Source organism: Delftia sp. WSY_10 (assembly GCF_043104705.1).
Taxonomy (GTDB): Bacteria; Pseudomonadota; Gammaproteobacteria; order Burkholderiales; family Burkholderiaceae_C; genus Comamonas; species Comamonas tsuruhatensis.
On sequence record NZ_JBICKY010000056.1, the window covers coordinates 13,437 to 31,637 of the forward strand.

Annotated in this window: 18 protein-coding genes; 4 read left to right on the plus strand and 14 right to left on the minus strand. The window is 68.8% G+C overall.

From position 1 onward, the window contains the following. The first annotated feature begins 7 nt into the window (after window positions 1-7). Window positions 8-1,162, plus strand: a complete 1,155-nt coding sequence (locus ACF8ML_RS22670; protein ID WP_392408088.1) for an NAD(P)/FAD-dependent oxidoreductase — start codon at window positions 8-10, stop codon at window positions 1,160-1,162. Between the two features lie 21 nt (window positions 1,163-1,183). On the opposite strand, the gene ACF8ML_RS22675 is transcribed toward ACF8ML_RS22670, so the two are convergent. From ACF8ML_RS22675 to pyrF, 4 genes are all read right to left on the minus strand, one after another. Further along, window positions 1,184-2,161 (minus strand): succinylglutamate desuccinylase/aspartoacylase family protein, encoded by a 978-nt coding sequence (locus ACF8ML_RS22675; protein ID WP_392408089.1) that lies wholly within the window; start codon window positions 2,159-2,161, stop codon window positions 1,184-1,186. Window positions 2,162-2,168: 7 nt separating this feature from the next. Further along, window positions 2,169-3,152, minus strand: a complete 984-nt coding sequence (locus tag ACF8ML_RS22680) for a tripartite tricarboxylate transporter substrate binding protein (RefSeq protein ID WP_034389728.1) — start codon at window positions 3,150-3,152, stop codon at window positions 2,169-2,171. Window positions 3,153-3,307: 155 nt separating this feature from the next. After that, window positions 3,308-4,213, minus strand: coding sequence for a LysR family transcriptional regulator (locus ACF8ML_RS22685; protein ID WP_012202755.1), 906 nt, complete (start codon window positions 4,211-4,213; stop codon window positions 3,308-3,310). Window positions 4,214-4,233: 20 nt separating this feature from the next. Beyond that, window positions 4,234-5,061 carry an orotidine-5'-phosphate decarboxylase gene (gene pyrF, locus ACF8ML_RS22690; RefSeq protein ID WP_016449352.1) on the minus strand — a complete coding sequence of 276 codons (828 nt, stop codon included), beginning with the start codon at window positions 5,059-5,061 and terminating at the stop codon, window positions 4,234-4,236. Window positions 5,062-5,149: 88 nt separating this feature from the next. Here pyrF and ACF8ML_RS22695 point away from each other — a divergent pair, with 88 nt between their 5' ends. After that, window positions 5,150-6,031, plus strand: a complete 882-nt coding sequence (locus ACF8ML_RS22695; RefSeq protein WP_026062986.1) for a DMT family transporter — start codon at window positions 5,150-5,152, stop codon at window positions 6,029-6,031. A gap of 74 nt (window positions 6,032-6,105) precedes the next feature. On the opposite strand, the gene ACF8ML_RS22700 is transcribed toward ACF8ML_RS22695, so the two are convergent. The 8 genes from ACF8ML_RS22700 to def form a co-directional block, all read right to left on the minus strand. Continuing rightward, on the minus strand, window positions 6,106-6,705 hold the full coding sequence (locus ACF8ML_RS22700) for a FlgO family outer membrane protein (RefSeq protein ID WP_017407706.1): 600 nt from the start codon (window positions 6,703-6,705) through the stop codon (window positions 6,106-6,108). Next, window positions 6,702-7,241, minus strand: coding sequence for a hypothetical protein (locus ACF8ML_RS22705; RefSeq protein ID WP_047328044.1), 540 nt, complete (start codon window positions 7,239-7,241; stop codon window positions 6,702-6,704). The genes ACF8ML_RS22700 and ACF8ML_RS22705 overlap by 4 nt, the downstream gene beginning before the upstream one ends. A gap of 120 nt (window positions 7,242-7,361) precedes the next feature. After that, window positions 7,362-8,555 (minus strand): phosphoglycerate kinase, encoded by a 1,194-nt coding sequence (locus ACF8ML_RS22710; protein WP_026062985.1) that lies wholly within the window; start codon window positions 8,553-8,555, stop codon window positions 7,362-7,364. A gap of 192 nt (window positions 8,556-8,747) precedes the next feature. Continuing rightward, the gene (locus ACF8ML_RS22715; protein ID WP_012202761.1) at window positions 8,748-9,083 is read right to left on the minus strand and encodes an AzlD domain-containing protein; all 336 of its coding nucleotides are present in this window, start codon (window positions 9,081-9,083) and stop codon (window positions 8,748-8,750) included. After that, window positions 9,083-9,946 carry an AzlC family ABC transporter permease gene (locus ACF8ML_RS22720; protein ID WP_392408090.1) on the minus strand — a complete coding sequence of 288 codons (864 nt, stop codon included), beginning with the start codon at window positions 9,944-9,946 and terminating at the stop codon, window positions 9,083-9,085. The genes ACF8ML_RS22715 and ACF8ML_RS22720 overlap by 1 nt, the downstream gene beginning before the upstream one ends. After that, window positions 9,943-10,929: a methionyl-tRNA formyltransferase gene (gene fmt / locus ACF8ML_RS22725; protein ID WP_392408091.1), complete on the minus strand. Its 987-nt coding sequence runs from the start codon at window positions 10,927-10,929 to the stop codon at window positions 9,943-9,945. Before fmt ends, ACF8ML_RS22720 begins: the two co-directional genes overlap by 4 nt. A gap of 36 nt (window positions 10,930-10,965) precedes the next feature. Then, the gene (locus ACF8ML_RS22730) at window positions 10,966-11,499 is read right to left on the minus strand and encodes a hypothetical protein (protein ID WP_016449359.1); all 534 of its coding nucleotides are present in this window, start codon (window positions 11,497-11,499) and stop codon (window positions 10,966-10,968) included. Continuing rightward, window positions 11,496-12,008, minus strand: a complete 513-nt coding sequence (gene def / locus ACF8ML_RS22735) for a peptide deformylase (protein ID WP_016449360.1) — start codon at window positions 12,006-12,008, stop codon at window positions 11,496-11,498. The genes ACF8ML_RS22730 and def overlap by 4 nt, the downstream gene beginning before the upstream one ends. Before the next feature lie 199 nt (window positions 12,009-12,207). On the opposite strand from def, the gene ACF8ML_RS22740 reads away from it, so the two are divergent. After that, window positions 12,208-13,413 (plus strand): LysM peptidoglycan-binding domain-containing protein, encoded by a 1,206-nt coding sequence (locus ACF8ML_RS22740; protein ID WP_026063004.1) that lies wholly within the window; start codon window positions 12,208-12,210, stop codon window positions 13,411-13,413. Between the two features lie 25 nt (window positions 13,414-13,438). Then, window positions 13,439-14,644 (plus strand): DNA-processing protein DprA, encoded by a 1,206-nt coding sequence (dprA, locus tag ACF8ML_RS22745; protein ID WP_392408092.1) that lies wholly within the window; start codon window positions 13,439-13,441, stop codon window positions 14,642-14,644. Window positions 14,645-14,787: 143 nt separating this feature from the next. Here the strand turns inward: dprA and ACF8ML_RS22750 are convergent, their stop codons facing one another. Next, complete coding sequence (locus ACF8ML_RS22750) at window positions 14,788-17,211, minus strand: DUF1631 family protein (protein ID WP_392408093.1); 2,424 nt, start codon at window positions 17,209-17,211, stop codon at window positions 14,788-14,790. A gap of 39 nt (window positions 17,212-17,250) precedes the next feature. Next, window positions 17,251-18,201: a protein translocase subunit SecF gene (gene secF / locus ACF8ML_RS22755; protein WP_016449364.1), complete on the minus strand. Its 951-nt coding sequence runs from the start codon at window positions 18,199-18,201 to the stop codon at window positions 17,251-17,253.

The window sequence follows — 18,201 nt, forward strand, 5'->3', positions numbered from 1 at the left end:
GCCGGCCATGGACAGCAGCATCCTTGATTTCGTGGTGGTGGGCGCGGGCATGGCCGGTGCCTCGGTGGCCTGGCAGCTGGCGCGCGATGGCGGCGCCTCGGTGCTGGTGCTGGAGCGCGAATCCCAGCCCGGCTACCACAGCACGGGCCGCTCGGCCGCGCTGTATGAGGAGCACTATGGCCCGCTGCAGGTCCAGGCGCTGACGCGCGCCAGCCGCGCCTTCTACGAGCAGCCGCCGCAAGGCTTTGTGCAGGCGCCCATCCTGGCGCCGCGCGGCGTGCTCTATGTGGGCACGGCCGCGCAGAAGGACCTGCTCGATGCCGCCCATGCCGAGGCGCTCCTGCACTCGCCCCAGGCGCGGCGCCTGGGCCCCGATGAACTCAAGGCCCTGGTGCCCTGCCTGAACACCGCGCTGCTGGTCGATGGCTTTGCGGACGACGGCGCGCGCGACATCGACGTGCATGGCCTGCACCAGGGATTCCTGCGCGGCCTGCGCCAGTGCGGCGGCGAGCTGCGCTGCAGCGCCGAGGTCCGCGCGCTGGCGCAGGACGGCGGTGTCTGGACCGTGGACCTGGCCGACGGCAGCCAGGTGCGCGCGCGCTGCGTGGTCAACGCGGCCGGCGCCTGGGCCGATGCGCTGGGCGCACTGGCGGGCGCAGCGCCCATCGGCCTGGTGCCCAAGCGGCGCAGTGCCTTCACCTTTGCCGTGCCCGAAGGCATGGACGCCGCGCACTGGCCCGCCGTGATCAGCGCCGACGAGGGCTTTTACTTCAAGCCCGATGCAGGCCAGCTGCTGGGCTCGCCCGCCAACGCCGACCCCGTGGCGCCGCAGGACGTGGCGCCCGAGGAACTGGACGTGGCCACGGGCATCTGGCGCATCGAGGAAGTGACCACGCTGCAGATTCGCCGCCCCTCCCACACCTGGGCCGGGCTGCGCAGCTTCGTGGCCGACGGCGAGATGGCCATTGGCTGGGATGCCTCGCCTGCGCCGCTGCCGGGCTTTTTCTGGGTGGCCGCCCAGGGCGGCTACGGCATACAGAGCGCCTTCGGCTACAGCCTGCTGGCGCGCAACCTGCTGCGCGGCGAGCCGCCGGATGCGCGCCTGGCCGCGCAGGGCGTGCAGCCTGAACGGCTGTCGCCTGCGCGCTGCCAGCGCGGCTGAGGTTCGGTTGAAGCGTGCCGCTCAGAGCGGCGAGCGCCGCGCAAAGCGCACCACGGTCACGCCCGCGCGCGCCTGGCGCACCGAGGGCATGACCAGCACGCAGTCGCCATAGGGCGTGATCACCGGCTCGCCATCGTTGTCGCCGATCACCGTGCCGGCCTTCTCGAAGCGCTCCAGCCCCGTGAACGGCGCCGTGAAGCGAAAGCCGCTGCTCTTGGCCACCACGGGCGCCGTGACTTCCAGAGCCCACTGGGCCGGTGCGTCGGCCTGCTTCCAGCCGGGCAGGGCGGCGTGCAGCGCGCCGTTGTCGAAGATGGCGGCCACTTCGAGGAAACGCAGGCATTGGTCGTGCGCCACGTCGCGGCTGGCCAGATCGCCGTGGAAGCCGCATTCGATCAGCAGCGAGCGCGAGTCGCCGGCCTCGGCGTCGGGCAGGCCGAAGCGCCCGTAGTCGCGCAGCCGCGTGCCGTCCTTGTGACCGGCATCCACGACGATGTTCGCCGGCGCGCCCATCTGGCGTGCCAGATCGCGGTTGCGCGGCTGCATGCCGGTCAGCAGCAGCGGGGCCGAGGGCTCGTGCATGGAGTGCAGGTCCAGCAGCCAGTCGGCCTGCTGCACGAAGGGGCGCAGCGCGGCGGCGCGGCGGCGCTCGCGGGTATTGCCCTCGTCGATGCGTGCGTCTATCCACTGGCGGTTCATGTCCTCGTCCACGAAGCGCGAGGCATCGTGGCTGGCCGCGTCGAAGCGGTCGAAGGCATCGAGGTTGGCCAGCACCAGGGTCAGGCGGCCGTTGTCCAGCGCCAGGCCGTTGTGCAGGGCCTGAAGCAGCCCGGACACGGCCCAGGCGCCGCAGATCTCGTTGCCGTGCACCAGCGCGGAAATCATCACGTGGCGGCCCGGGCGTCCCGAGTCGAATTGCCACACGCCCTCGGTACCGGTATTGCCCGCGCGCCAGGCGCTCAGGTCGGGCAGGGGAAGGTCAAATCGCAAAGCGTCCATGGCTGGCTCAGTTCTCGATGTGGGCAAACTGGACGATTTTTGTGTACTTGGCGATCTCGGCGTTGATGTACTTGCCGGCATCCGTCTTGGGATCGGCCACGACCGAGCCCGACTCTTCCATCTTCTTGCGGAACTCGGGCGAGGCCATGGTCTCGTCCAGCGCCTTCTTGACCTTGGCGGCCACGGGTGCGGGCAGGCCCTTGGGCGCCATCAGCGCGAACCAGACGTTGATGTCCACGTTCTTGTACTGGGGCAGCTCGGACAGGGCCGGGATGTCGGGCGTGATGGCCGAGCGCTTGGCCTCCGTCGTGCCCAGGGCGATGACCTTGCCCGCGCGGATCTGGGGCAGGCCCGAGGACAGCACGAACATGCCGAACTCGATGTTGTTGCCCACCAGGTCCGTGGTCAGGGGCGCCACGCCGCGGTAGGGGATGTGGGTCATGTGCAGCTTGCCCTGCTCCTTGATCATTTCACCGGCCAGGTGCAGTGCCGTGCCCACGCCCGAGCTGCCGTAGCTGAACTTGCCCGGGTTCTTGGCCACCAGGGCGCTGAACTCGGCGGCGGTCTTGACGCCGGCCTTCTGCGAGGCCACCAGCACCATGGGCTGGGAGCCGATCATGCCGATGGGCGTGAAGTCGCCGATGGAGTACTTGATGCTCTTGTTGATCAGCCGCGCGATGGCCAGCTCGTTGTTGGCGCCCACGAACAGCGTGTAGCCGTCGGGCGTGGCCTTGACGGCCTTTTGTGCGCCGATGGCGCCGCCTGCGCCGCCCAGGTTTTCCACCACCACGGGCTGGCCCAGGCGCGAGGCCAGGCCATCGGCCACGAAGCGGCCCACCAGGTCGGTGCTGCCGCCAGCGGGGTAGCCCACGATCATGGTGATGGCGCGGTTGGGGTAGCTGGCGGCGTCGTCGGCGAAGGCGCTGCCGGTGGCGGCGATCAGCAGGCCGCAGGCCAGGGCGGTGCGGCGCAGGAGGGAGTTGCTGGGCATGGGGTTATTCCTGAAATGTATGGGATTGATTGTGCGAAGGACTACCCAGGCATTTGGTGCTGATTCGGCACGAGGCGGAGCCATTGCAGCACCAAAACCCGCTTGTTCCACAGCGCGGTGCGGGTTTGCACCAGGAGGGCGCATGCATGCACCCGTCAGGCGCCCGTGATGTCGCTCCAGAACTGCTCGGCCGCGGGGCCCAGGTGGCGCTTGGGACGGTACAGGCGCACGTCGAAGTGCACTTCCAGGCCCGGGTCGCCGGCCACGGCCAGGCGGCCGGCCTGGCAGTCGCCGCGCACCATGGACCACGGCATCCAGGCCAGGCCCAGGCCGCGCAGCACGTATTCGTAGTGGGCGTCGGCCGAGTCGCAGTCCACGCAGCGGCGCAGGCGCGGCGCCAGCGGATGCCGGGCCAGGTGGTCTTCCACCAGCCGGCCCAGGGCCATGCTGTGGGAGAAGGCGAGGTAGGGCACGGGAGCGACGGGCTGGTGGCTGGCCGACAGCTCGTACAGCGGGCGGCCCTGGGCATCGGCGCGGGCCACGGGCACCAGCCTGTCCTGCATCACCGTCAGGTAGCTGAACTGGCGGCCGTCCAGGCGCACGCCAATGGCGGCGTGGTGGTAGACCAGCGTGAAGCTGACTTCGCCGCGCTGCAGCATGGCCACGGTCTCGTCCAGCGTGCGCGTGACCACGCGCAGCTCAGCCGTCTGCAGCACGCTGCCGTGGCGGGTCAGCCAGTCGGCCACGATGGTGCGCGCCAGCGTGCGCCCCGTGGCCAGGGTGATCACGCGGGCCTGGCGCCCGGCCACGGCCTGCAGTTCATCATGCGACTGGGCCAGCGTGCGCACCAGTTGCTCGGCCGTATCGCGGAAGGCTTCGCCGGCCGGCGTCAGCCGCACGGGGCCGCCGCCGGGCTCGACCAGGGGCGTGCCGGCCCAGGCCTCCAGCGCGCGGATGCGCCGCCCGAAGGCCGGATGGGTGACATGGCGCAGCTCGGCCGCGCGCGTGAAGCTGCGCTCCTGGGCCAGCAGCAGGAAGTCTTCCAGCCATTTGCCTTGCATGGCCGGGCTTCCCTGCCGTCTCAGGCAGCGGCTGCGTCTTGCAGCGTCTGGCGCGTGGCCTGGGCGGCGGTGCGCGCGGCGGCAGCGAAGTCGTCGCCCTGCGATGCATAGAGCACCGCACGCGAGGAATTGATGATGATGGGGCCGCCGCCGATGCGCGCCGCCTTGACCGTGGCCACGGCATCGCCCCCCTGGGCACCCACGCCGGGAATCAGCAGCGGCAGCGAGGGCGCGAATTCACGCACGCGTTCGATCTCCTGCGGGCGCGTGGCGCCCACCACCAGGCCGAGCTGGCCGTTGGTGTTCCAGGGGCCTTGCGCCAGGCGCGCCACATGCTCGAACAGGTGGGGCTGGCCCGGCAGGTCGGCCAGGCGCTGGGCCTGCAGGTCGTCACCGCCGGGGTTGGAGGTGCGGCACAGCAGGAAGGCGCCCTTGCCCTCGTACTGCAGGTAGGGCGTGATGGAGTCGAAGCCCATGAAGGGCGACAGGGTCACGGCGTCGGCGCCATAGCGCTCGAAGGCTTCCTTGGCGTACTGCTCGGCGGTGGAGCCGATGTCGCCGCGCTTGGCGTCCAGGATGATGGGTACATGGGGCGCGACGGCGCGCATGTGGGCCATGAGCTTTTCCAGCTGGTCTTCGGCGCGGTGGGCCGCGAAGTAGGCGATCTGGGGCTTGAAGGAGTTCACCAGGTCGGCCGTGGCCTCGACGATGGCGGCGCAGAATTCGTAGATTTTGCTTGCATCGCCGCGCATGGCCGCAGGAAAGCGGCTGGGTTCGGGGTCCAGGCCCACGCACAGCATGGATTGGTTCTGGGCGGTGGCATTGCGCAGCATGTCGAGAAAGGTCATGGGGCGCGATTTTAGCGATCGGCCCTTCCCGGGGCCTGTCGCCGGGCATCCAGCGGGTTTGGCGGCCCATGGGCACAATCGGCGGCCTATGCCTGCCTTCACCGCCCGACAAATCCTTTTGCTGATCGCGCTGACCCTGATCTGGGGCATCAATTGGCCGGTGATGAAGCTGGGCGTGCAGCATTTCCCGCCGCTGAGTTTCCGCATGGCCTCGATGTGGGTGGGGCTGCCCATCCTGGCGGCCTTCGTGGTCTGGCGCCGCCTGCCGCTGGCCGTGCCGCGCGCCTGTTGGCCCCGGCTGGCGCAGCTGACGCTGTTCAACATGGTGCTGTGGAACAGCCTGATCATCATTGCCATCCCCATGCTGTCCAGCGGGCGGGCGGCCATCCTGGGCTACACCATGCCCATCTTTTCGGCCGTGCTGGGCAGCCTGTTCTTCCATGACCGGCTGGCGCCGCGTGCCTGGGCGGGTGTGGCGGCGGCCTTGGCGGGCGTGCTCCTGCTGCTGTGGCACGAGGTCGGCGCCCTGGGCAGCCGCCCCATCGGCGTGGGCCTGATGCTGGCCGCCGCGCTGAGCTGGGCCTTCGGCACGCAGAAGCTGCGCCGCGCCGAGGTGCCCGTGCCCCTGCTGACGATGACGCTGTGGATGGTGGCGCTGACCGCGCTGACGCTCACGGTGCTGGCCTTCGTCTTCGAGCGCCACCTGTGGCACTGGCCCGATGCCCAGGCCACGGGCGCCATCGTCTTCAACGGCGTGCTGGTGCTGGGCTTTGGCCAGACGGTCTGGTTCTTCCTGGCGCGCAGCCTGCCGCCCGTGGCGTCCACGCTGAGCGTGATGATGATCCCCGTGCTGGGCGTGTTCAGCGGCGCCTGGTGGCTGGGCGAGGTGCTGCACTGGCAGGACTGGACGGCCGTGGCGCTGATGGTGGTGGCCATTGCCTCGGTGCTGTGGCCGGCGCGCGGCCGCTGAGGGCAAGCAGGAGAAGGTCGGGAGAAGAAGATGCAGCCTGACTGCGCACACGGGCGCAGTCAGGCTGCAGGGCCTCAGCGTTGCGCCGTGGCCGGGGCGCCCAGCAGGCGCTGGATGTCGATGTTGTTGGGCAGCGCGTAGTCGTGGCTGCGCACGATGCGGCTGTCGTCGGTGCGAACCAGCTTCAGGCTCACATAGGTGTACTTGGCAGCCGCCGAGTACGTGCCCACCAGGACCAGGGCCGCATTGTGGTTGCGGGCGATGTCCTTGATCTCGCGCGACAGCAGCAGCTCGCCCGTGCCTTCCTTGACGTACACATCGCCGCGCAGCTTCAGCTCCTTGACGTTGTAGCCCTTGGCGGACAGCTGGGAGGCGTACAGCTCGCTGAGCGTGCGGCCCAGCGGGGCCGAGCGCGTCAGGTCGTTGACGTTGACCACGGTGGCCACGAGCACGGGCGCCTCGCCCAGTTCCTCGGTGTTCAGGCCCTTGACCAGCTCGTCCACGGCAGCGCGGCTGCTGGCGATGAAGGGGTTGGCTGCGGCCGACTGGTAGGTGGGCTCGCCACGGCGTGCGGCCGAGAACTCGGGCGAAGGCGCGGGGGCGGGCACGGCGCAGGCGGACAGCAGGGCCGCCGCAGCCAGCGCGGCCGGCAGGAGGGGCGTGCGCAGCGTCATTGGCCCACCACCTTCAGGTTCTTGGCGGGGAATTCGGGGCGCTCGTCCTCGGCCGTGAACAGCACGGCGTCGCTCTTTTCGAGGTAGTAGACGTCGGTCTTGCGCGCCAGGTACTGGTTGTTGCGCACCACCGTCGTCGTCAGCACGAGTTCGGGGTTGGGCAGGCGCTTGCCGTGGCGCACGACCTGGGTGCCGTAGCTCACCTGCAGCTGGGCCTGGGCCGGCTGCAGCATGACGGTCACGCCGCTTTGCACGAGCTTGGTGATGATCAGCTCACGAAAACCCTTGTCGAACGGGCTGGGCTCGGCCGGCAGGGCCACGTGGACCGGCGTGGTGCGCTCGATGCCGGTCTTTTGCAGTGTCTCCAGCGTCTTGGCGACGACATCGTTGGCCACGGAGTCCCAGTGGCCGGCAGCGCCGATCTTGGGCTGGGCCGTGGCTTCGAAGTAGCTGGTCATCGGTGCATTGACGCAGCCCGCCAGGGCCAGGCAGAGGCCCGCCAGGGCCAGGCCGCCGGCGGATTTGAACGATCGCATGGATTTCTCCTCGGTGCGGGGGCGCGCTGCGGCGGATTGCTGCAGCTGCGCAAAGTGTCGATTGTGGCTTCGCCGCGAGGCACTGACAAGAAAGTGCCCCGTATCCGGATGTTGCCGTGCTCAGCCGTTGGCGCGCTTTTGCAGGATCTCGAAGGCAGGCAGGGTCTTGCCTTCCAGCACCTCCAGGAAGGCGCCGCCGCCCGTGGAGATGTAGCCGACCTTGTCCTCGATGCCGTACTTGGCGATGGCGGCCAGGGTATCGCCGCCACCGGCGATGCTGAAGGCGTCGGACTCGGCAATCGCCTGGGCCACGACCTTGGTGCCGTTGGCGAACTGGTCGAACTCGAACACGCCCATGGGGCCGTTCCAGACGATGGTGCCGGCCTTGCGCAGTTGCTCGGCCAGGCGGGCGGCGGTCTCGGGGCCGATGTCCAGGATCATGTCGTCGTCAGCCACTTCGGTGGCCTTCTTGACGGTGGCGGGCGCGTCGGCCGCGAAGGTCTTGGAGACCACCACGTCGGTGGGAATCGGCACCTCGGCGCCGCGTGCGGCCATGGCGTCGATCACGGCGCGGGCCTCGCCGACCAGGTCGGCCTCGGCCAGGCTCTTGCCGATCTTCAGGCCCGCCGCCAGCATGAAGGTGTTGGCAATGCCGCCGCCCACGATGAGCTGGTCCACGTTCTTGGCCAGCGACTGCAGGATGGTCAGCTTGGTCGAGACCTTGGAGCCTGCCACGATGGCGGCCAGCGGGCGGCGCGGGTTGGCCAGGGCCTTGGTGATGGCGTCGATCTCGGCCGACAGCAGCGGTCCCGCGCAGGCAATGGGCGCGAACTGGGCGATGCCGTAGGTGGTTCCCTCGGCACGGTGGGCAGTGCCGAAGGCGTCGTGCACGAAGATGTCGCACAGCGCGGCCAGCTTGCGGGCCAGTTCTTCCTTGTTCTTCTTCTCGCCCACGTTCACGCGGCAGTTCTCCAGCAGCACGACCTGGCCGGGCGCCACCTGCACGCCGTCCACCCAGTCGGCGACCAGGGGCACTTCGCGGCCCAGCAGCTCGCCCAGGCGGCGGGCGACGGGCGCCAGCGAATCGGCGGGCTTGAACTCGCCTTCGGTGGGACGGCCCAGGTGGCTGGTCACCATCACGGCGGCGCCGGCCTTCAGTGCCATCTCGATGGCGGGCACGGAGGCGCGCACGCGCGTGTCCTCGGTGATCTCGCCAGCATCGTTCAGGGGCACGTTGAGGTCGGCGCGGATGAAGACGCGCTGGCCCTGGGCCTTGCCCTGGGCGCACAGATCGGAGAAGCGGAGAATGTTCATGACGGCGGCGTTGCGATCGGTGGCGATCGCCATGGAATTGAAACGAAAAAGAGGTAAAGCGCGGCCATTGTAGGCGGCGTGCCCGCCCCGGCAGCGGGCGGGCGCACCGGCGATCCGGGGCATCGGGAGCGCCTGTAATCCGGTTTCAGCCGGGCAGCCGGGCGCTCTCGGTCGCTCTGGGCCGCGCTGCGCCTACCAGCCCAGGCCGATATGCAGTGGCAGATAGACCGCCATGCCAAGCGCGATCGTTCCCATGATGCTGCGCTTGTAAAAAAAATACATGACCGCGCAAGCCAGGGCCGGCAGGCGCGCATCGACCACGGTGGAGATCAGCCGGCCGTTGGTCATCACGATCTCGGGCGCAATCACGGCCGCCAGGGCCGCCAGCGGCGCATACTTGAGGCCGCGCTTGAGCCATTGCGGCAAGGGCACCTCGCGCTCGGGAATCAGGAAGAAGGCGCGTGTGAACAGCGTGATGGCCGCCAGGCCCACGCAGGCCAGCCAGGGCCACAGCCAGGACAGATCCATCAGAGCGTTTCCTTTTCCTTGGTTTGCACGGGCCGGGCGTCTTCGTCCAGCGGCAGCCGGGCATGGCGCTCGCCATATGCTGTATCGGGCGGGAGAATCACCGGGCCTGGCTCCTCTTTTTCAGGCGCCTGCAGTGCGCGCAGGCGCTGCTGCAGCGATTCCGCCAGCAGGCCTGCGGCCACGGCTGCCGCGATGGCCACGAGGATATTGAGCTTGAGCGGCAGCGCAAAGGCCGCCACGGCCGCGCTGGCTGCAACCACGCCTGCCACCCAGGTGGCACGGTCGTTGAGCATGGACAGCAGCACGCCCATCAGGGCCAGCACGCCCGCAAAGCCCAGGCCCCAGGACAGGGGCACCTGGTCGGCCAGCAGGATGCCCAACGTGGACGGGATCTGCCAGGCCAGCCAGTTGGTCGATGCGGCACCCCAGAAATAGGGCAGCTGCTCGGGCTGGGGCCGGGCATCGGGGTAGCGTTTCATGAAGCCCACGAAGATCACGTCGCCGCTGAAATAGGCGATGGCCAGGCGGTGGCGCAGGCGCAGGTGGGCAAAGTAGCTGCGCCACATGCTGCTGAGGATGACGAAGCGCAGGTTCACGCAGATGGCCGTGAACCAGACCACCCACATGGGCGCGCCCACGGCCATCAGCGGCAGCACGGCCAGCTGGGCACTGCCGGCATAGACCAGCAGGCCCATGAACAGCGCCAGGGGCAGGGACATGCCGCTCTTGATCATGGCCACGCCCGTGACCAGGCCCCAGGCGCCGATGCCCAGCGCCGTGCCCGACATGTCGCGCACGCCGGTCATGAAGGCGGGATCGCGCGCAATGCCGCGTGCGCGTTCCACCAGGGGCTGCAGGTTCATGGCGTGCCGCCGCTGGCAGCACCGTCCAGGATGGCTCCTTCAGGCAGATCGAAGCCGCGCAGGAAATCGCCTGCCGCCAGCCGCTTGCCGCCCGCGCGCTGCAGCAGCGTCATGCACAGCACGCCCTGGCCGCAGGCCACGCGCACGCCGTCGGCGCCTGCGGACAGCACGGTGCCGGGCACTGCCGCCGCCACGGCGGCGGCGGCGGGGTCGGCGTGAGCCTCCCAGACCTTGATGGATTCATCGCCGTACTGCGTGGCGCCGCCCGGGAAGGGATTGAAGGCGCGCAGGCGCCGGGCAATGGCCTCGGCATCCTGGCGCCAGTCGATCTGGCTTTCGGCCTTTTCGATCTTGTGCGCGTAGTTCACGCCCTCGGCAGGCTGGGGCGTGCGCGGCAGGCCGCCGCAGGCGCTCATCTCCAGCGCCTCGACGATAAGGCGTCCGCCCAGGTCGGCCAGCTTGTCGTGCAGGCTGGCCGTGGTGTCGTCGGCGGTGATGGGCAGGCGCTCGACCAGGCACATGTCGCCCGTGTCCAGGCCCGCGTCCATCTGCATGATGGTGACGCCGGTCTCGGCATCGCCGGCCTCGATGGCGCGGTGGATGGGGGCGGCGCCGCGCCAGCGCGGCAGCAGGCTGGCGTGGATGTTCAGGCAGCCGCGCGGGGGCGTATCGAGCACCCACTGCGGCAGGATCAGCCCGTAGGCGGCCACGACCATGACATCGGCCTGGGCCGCTTCGATGGCGGCGCGGGCGGCGGCGGCCTCTTCGGGGTATTTGCCGTCCAGGCGCAGGCTGCGCGGCTGGGCCACGGCAATGCCATGCTCCAGCGCGCACTGCTTGACGGGCGAGGCCTGCAGCTTCATGCCGCGCCCGGCAGGACGGTCGGGCTGGGTCAGCACCAGGGGGACGGTGAAGCCCGCGGCGAGCAGGCGTTCAAGGGCAACGCGCGCGAACTCGGGCGTGCCGGCAAAAATGACTCTCATGCAATCCAGTAGGGACGGTGGGGACGGTGTGCAGGCTCAACGCCGATCGTCGTCATTGAACACTTCGTCGGTGAACATCACGCGGCGCACCACGCCGGCGGGGTCGATATGCACATGGGCCTGGCGGCGAATGCCATTTTCCAGGATACGGTAGGTCCAGATGTCGCCGTTGAAACTGTAGACCCTCTCGATCAGCGCAGGCGGGCCGAAGAGCTGGCGCACGCTTTCGCGGGTGTCCTCGCCATTGCGCAGGGCGTGGAAGCGTTCGATGGTGAGTGCCTGCTCCACGCGCACCAGGCGCTGGCTGGCGTCGAAATCCATGTGATAGACCTGCTGGCCTGCAGGCTGCCAGCTGTAGACCAGGCGCGTGCCGCCGCCGTCCAGCGGCAGGCTCAGGGTCGGGCGGCCCATGGATCGCTCGATGTCGGCCCGTGGCGTGCCGGGCTTTTGCCACTCGGGTACGGTGCAGCCGGCCAGCAACAGGGACAGGGCCAGCAGCGCCCAGGCAACGAGGCCCGCGCCGTCCATCTTCCAGCGCGGCATGAAGCGAGGCGCTGGCAGGCGGGTCATGCGCGTTCTGCCTGTTTCTGCTGCTTGAGCAGCTTGGTCTTGATGCGGTTGCGCTTGAGCGGCGACAGGTATTCGACGAAGACCTTGCCCATCAGGTGGTCCATCTCGTGCTGGATGCAGATGGCCTTGAAGCCTTCGGCCTCGATGATGCGTTCGTTGCCGTTCTCGTCCAGCGCCTTGACCTTGATGGCCGTGGAGCGCTCGACACCGTCGTAGATGCCGGGCACGGACAGACAGCCTTCCTCGCCCAATTGCTTCTCGTCGCTGGCCCAGAGCAGCTCGGGGTTGATCAGCGCAAAGGGCTCGTCGCGGCCTTCGGAGACATCGACCACGACCACGCGTTCATGCACATTCACCTGGGTGGCGGCCAGTCCCACGCCCTGGGCGTCATACATGGTGGCGTACATGTCCTGGACCAGTTGGCGAATGCGGTCATCGACCTTGGCGACCGGCTTGGCGACGGTGTGCAGGCGGGGGTCGGGATAGCAAAGAATGGGCAGAATGGACATGGCGTGGTCGGTGAATGTCGTTATTTTCGCCACTTTTCTGCCTGGGCGCAGCGGGACGACGCAATAAGCGTTGCCCTCTCATGGCCTTGCACGCAGAATCTTTGCTGATTTGTAAGACCTGTATGGCCGTTCATGACAAGATCGGCCGTGCCGCAGTGCCTAGGAGGGACGCTGTGTCAGACACAAGAAGAGGAATTCCATGACTGCATTCGCCACAGCTCGTACCTGGACTGTTGCCTCGGCCCTGATCGCCGCGTGTGCGGCGGCCCACGCGCAGCAGTATCCGGTGACGCCATCGCAGCGCTCGGCAGCCCAGCAGGTGGCGCAGCAGGGCGTTCCCGTGGGTGAGCTGGCGCCCGATGCGCCCGACAGCTACACCGTCAAGCGCGGCGACACGCTGTGGGGCATCTCCGGCATGTTCCTGCGCCGTCCCTGGCGCTGGCCCGAGCTGTGGGGCATGAACATGCAGGCCATCGCCAACCCCCATCTCATCTATCCGGGCCAGGTGCTGTACCTGGACAAGCGTGACGGCTACGCCCGCCTGAGCACGGCCCGCCCCATGGGCGATGGCGGAGAGCCCGGCGTGGTCCGCATCACTCCGAGCACGCGCAGCGAATCCCTGGCCCAGGCGGCCCTGCCCACGCTGCAGCCCCATCTGATCGAGCCCTTTCTTGCCGAGCCCCTGGTCGTCGATGCCGAAACGCTGCTGCGCGCGCCACGCCTGATCGCCACCACGGACGAGCGCGTGCTCATGGCCAGCGGTGACCGCGCCTATGCCCGCGGCATGGCCGAGGCGCCGCTGCGCAAGGGCGACGGCCTGCCGCGCCAGTACCGCGTCTTCCGCGATGCCGTGGCGCTCAAGGATCCCATCTCCGGCGAGGTGCTGGGCTATGAGGCCAAGTACCTGGGCCTGGCCGATCTCATCGAGGGCGAGACCACGCTGGAGATCGTCGACAGCAAGGGCGAAAAGCACCAGCAGAACTCTCCCGCCACGGTGGACCTGTCGCGTTCCAAGACCGAAATGCGCGCCGGCGACCGCCTGCTGCCCGCGCCCGAGCGCACCTACATGAACTACGCGCCCCACGCGCCGCAACAGGCAGTGAAGGCCCATGTGGTTTCCCTGTACGGTGATCAGGCCGTGCGCTGGGCGGCCAACAACCAGGTCATTGCCATCAACAAGGGCACGCAGGACGGCATGGACGTGGGCACGGTGCTGGAGCTGATACGCCGCGGCGCACGCATCGTGGACAAGACGGGCGAGAAAAAGGAAGAGGTGCAACTGCCCGACGAACACAACGGCCATGCCATGGTGTTCCGGACCTTCGATCGCGTCTCCTACGCGCTGATCCTGGAGGCGCGGCGCGGTGTCGAGGTCGGCGACAGCCTGACCTCGCCGGCTCCTTGAGCCACCACGGCCTGCCGGCAGCGCCATGGCGGCCGCCCTGCAGTCCACGGACCGGTTGGCTCCTGACGAACTCTCTGCCTGGCTCCGGCTGCTGCTGACGCCCGGCGTGGGCCGCACCACGGCCCGGCGTCTGTTGGCGGCCTGCGGTGGTGCGCAGGACATCTGGAGCGGCCCGCCGTCCGCCTGGCACGGACTGGTGACCGCCGCTCAGGCCCATGCCCTGCAGACCGTGCCCCAGCGCCTGGACCAGCTTGTAGCGGCCACGGCGCAATGGCTGGACAAGCCCGCTTCCGGTCAATTGCACGCCGTGCTCGTGCTGGGCCACCCCCAATATCCGCAGGCGCTGCTGCAGACGGAAGATCCGCCACTGCTGCTGCATGTGCAGGGCAGCGAGCGCTGCATGGCAGGGCCGGGGCCCTGGTTCCCCTATCCCCAATCCCTGGCCATGGTGGGCAGCCGCGGGCCGACGGTCCAGGGCGCGGCCAACGCGCGTGCCATGGCGCAGGCGCTGGCCGAGGCCGGCCTGTGCATCGTCTCCGGACTGGCGCAGGGCGTGGATGGCGCGGCCCATGAAGGCGCGCTGCGCGCGGCGCCACGCCTGGGCGGGCTGGGTGCTCCCGTCACCATTGCCGTCGTCGGCACGGGCCTGGACCAGGTCTACCCGCGGCGCCATGCCGCCCTGGCCCGCGAAGTGGCCAGCCACGGGCTGATCGTCAGCGAATATCCGCTGGGCACCGGCCCCATGGCCGCGCACTTTCCACAGCGCAATCGCATCATCGCGGGCCTGTCCCAGGGCACGTTGGTGGTTGAGGCGGCCCTGCAGTCGGGCTCGCTGATCACGGCCAGGCTGGCCAGCGAACAGGGCCGCGAAGTCTTTGCCATTCCTGGCTCCATCCACGCGCCCCAGTCGCGCGGCTGCCATGCGCTGTTGCGCCAGGGCGCCAAGCTCGTGGAAACGGCGCAGGACGTGCTCGATGAGCTGCAGGGCACGGCCGCGCGCCTGCCGCTTCCCAAGCCTGTATCGGCAGCGGCAGCTGTCCAGTCCGCCCAGGACCCTGAGAGCGACGCCACCCTGCGCGCCCTGGCCCACGACCCGCTGTCGCTGGACGAGCTCATGGACCGCACAGGCATGGACGCCGCAGCCCTGCAGGCCCACCTGCTGGAGCTGGAACTGGAAGGCCGCGTGGAACGCCTGCCCGGCGGCCTGTTCCAGCGCCTGGCCCAGGCCTGATCTCAAAAACTGGCGCGTCCCCAAGCGGGAGATGCCGAGCAAGAGCCGCCTCGCGGTGGGGGCGCCTAGCCGAGGGCATCGTCCCCCTCCCCCGCGAAGCGGGTAGAGAGGCGCCGTGCCCCGGGGGGAAGGCGCGTAGCGCCTCAGGGGGAGCTTAGCCTTTCAGGGTTCGCCTGAATCTTCTGCAGCGCATCCCGCGTCGCGCGCACGGTGAGCGCCTCCTCGTCATGCACGGCCAGCAGTCCGGACTGCAGGTAGGAGGCCATGCGCCGCAGCTGCAGCAGGTGGCAGGTGCCATCGAGCGCGGCGAACAGGTGCAGTTGCTTGCGGCGGCTGCGCCAGGTGTATTGCACCTGGATGCGCGCGCCGTTGTGGTCCAGGGTGAACCAGCGGCCCGTCTCCAGAGAGGCCGCCCATTCCAGCATCACCGGCTCCACGGCCGTGTTCGTGCTCGGGATGACGTTGAGGCCGGCCGTATCCACGCCCAGGATCATCTCGATGTTCTCGGGCGACAGCGGCATGTCCTCGTCGAGCATGCCGTCTTCATTGATGTACTGCTCCAGATGGGCCAGCCGCTGCGCCATGGCCTCGATGCGGGCCGGGGCGATGGTCGCGGTCTTGGAGACAAAGGCCTCGGCCAGCGTGTCGGTGACCAGCTTGATGCGCGTGGACTGGGCGTCGCCCGTGACACCGATCAGGGCCAGTCCTTCGCGCAGGGTCTGCAAAAGCGTCGGCAGCGTCTGGATCACGCGCGAGCGTTCCTGGCGCGTGGGCTTGGCGCTGGCGGCCCAGACCAGTTCGCTGGCGGCCTGCTTGAAGCGCATGGTGCGCGCGTCCTTGGCGCCGTGGCGCACGGCGGCCAGGGCCAGCACCTCGGTCCAGGTCTTGAACAGGAACTCGCGGATCTCCTTGCGCACCGGCATGTCGGTGAGCAGGTGGCGCAGCTCGATCGTGTATTGGATGGCCAGGGTTTCCTTTTGCTCCACCTGCTGGGCCACGGTGACGATCTTGGCCTTGTCCTGCGACTGGGTCAGGTAGCGCGCCAGGAAATCCTCGAACTCGCGCAGCACCAGCACGAACACTTTCTGGCCCGTTTCGGGGTATTGCTCGATGACCTGGACGATGCGCCGGATCTCGGACTCCAGCGCGCTGCCGCTGATGCTGGAAGCGTCGAATCCCATCACGCAGGAGCCCAGGCGGTCGATCAGCAGCCGGGCCGGATGGCGCAGGTTGCTGAAGAATTCCGGCTCGGCCAGTGCCACGCGCAGCACCGGCACCTGCAGCCGGGCAAACCAGACCCGCACCGAGGGCGGAATGCGGTCCTCGGTCAGGATGGCCTGGAACATCAGGGCCACGATCTCGATGGTGGCCTTTTCGCCCGAGGTGGTGGCCTTGCGCTTGAGGTCGGCCGAACGTTCGCGCACCTGCCCGACCAGCTGGCCGATGGCAGCCGGACTGACATCGATGTGCAGCGTGGTCAGGCCCTGGGCCAGCATCTGCTGGTACTGCGTCTGGGCCACCACGCGCTGCTCCAGCAAGGCCTGGGTCAGCGCGGCCGATGCGGGCGCCTGGGGCATGCCTGCGCCCACACCGGGCACCAGGCCCTGCACGCCCACGCCCGGCTGCATGAGCAGGCGGCGCAACTGGCCCACGACTTCCTGGGCGCGGTGGCGTGCGCGCGAAAGGGTTGTCAGGCCTACGGGCATGGCGGGCATCGCCGGCATCTGGCCATGGGGGGGTACCGCAGTGTCGGGCGGGTAGGCGGCAGCGCCGGGCACGCCGCCCATCTGCGTGGGCGCATAGGCCGAGGAATGCTGTGATGCAGTGGCATGCTGCGAGGCCGCAGCAGGTGGCGCGGCGTTCTGGCCCAGGCCCATGGCGCGCGTGGAGTTGCCCGCCTCGGTGCGCCGCACGCGCATGGCCACGTCCTGCGAGCGGGTGACGCCCTGGCCGTCCAGCAGCACATGGGCTGCCTGGTACTCGGTCACCAGCACGGGCGCCAGGGCCGTCTGCAGCAGGTCCAGCACGCGCTGCAGATCACCGCGCTGCAGGCCCGTGGCCAGCCATTGCTCGACCAGGTGCCGGCACACGGTTTCGGTGCGCAGGATATCGTCCGAGGGCAGCTCGCGGCCCTCGATGAACTGCATGCGCAGACGCAGCGTGTCGAAGGCCGGCGCTGCGGTCTCTCCCATGGCCAGGGCCATGCGGGAGGCCAGGATCTTGTTCTCCACCACATCGTCGCTGAGCAACTCGAACTGCAGCGCGCCGCGCTGCGGCACGGCGGCAGGCGCGGCTTTGGCCGGCTGCAGCGCGCCTTGCAGGGCCTGCATGCTGGCGTTCAGCCAGGCGCTCTGGTGCTGGCGGTAGTTGCCCCAGGCTTCACGCCGCTCCTGCATTTCGCGCTGCGTGCCCACGGCCTGGGCCTGTTGCTCCATCTGCGCCAGCAGCTGCTGGGCCACGCCGGGCAGGCCCTTGCACAGTCCTCGCACCCAATGCAAACGCGCCTGCTGGCCCAGGGAGGACTGGGGGCCAGCAGGCGCGTTGGAAGGGTGGGGCAGGGAGGGCATGCCCGGGAGTGTAAGCCGGTCCAGGGCTAAAACATCCGCTTACACGGTGGCGCCGGCGTTGGGGTCGTTGGGGTCCGTGGAAGCCTTGGGCGCCTTGATCAGATCCTCGCGCTTGACGCCCAGCCACATGGCGATGGCGGCGGCCACGAAGACCGAGGAATAGATGCCGAACAGGATGCCGATGGTCAGCGCCAGCGCGAAGTAGTGCAGGCTGGGACCGCCGAAGAAGAACATGGACAGCACCATGGCCTCGGTGGAGGCGTGGGTGATGATGGTGCGGCTCATGGTGCTGGTGATGGCGTGGTCGATCACCTCGGTGGTGCTGAGCTTGCGGAACTTGCGGAAGGCTTCGCGGATACGGTCGAAGATCACGACCGACTCGTTGACCGAGTAGCCCAGCACGGCCAGCACGCCGGCCAGCACCGACAGCGAGAACTCCCATTGGAAGAACGCGAAGAAGCCCAGGATGATGATCACGTCGTGCAGGTTGGCGATCACGGCGGCCACGCCGAACTTCCACTCGAAGCGCATGGCCAGGTAGATCACGATGCCCAGCACCACGAAGCCCAGGGCCATCAGGCCGTTGTGCATGAGCTCGTCACCCACCTGCGGGCCCACGAACTCGGTGCGGCGCAGCGTGACTTCGGCGTCTTCCTTCTTGAGTGCCGTGAGTACTTGCTCGCTTTGCTGGGCCGAGGTCACGTCCTTTTGCACGGGCAGGCGGATCATCACGTCGCGCGATGTGCCGAAGTTCTGCACCGTGACATCGGCGTAGCCGAGGCCGGCGACCGTGTCGCGCACCTTGGCGATGTTGGCGGGCTGGGTATAGGCCACCTCCATCACGGTGCCGCCCGTGAATTCCACGGACAGGTGCAGGCCGCGGGTGAGCAGGAAGAACACGGCCAGCGCGAAGGTGATGAAGGACACCGCGTTGAGGATCAACGCGTACTTCATGAAGGGGATGTCTTTGCGGATGCGGAAGAACTCCAT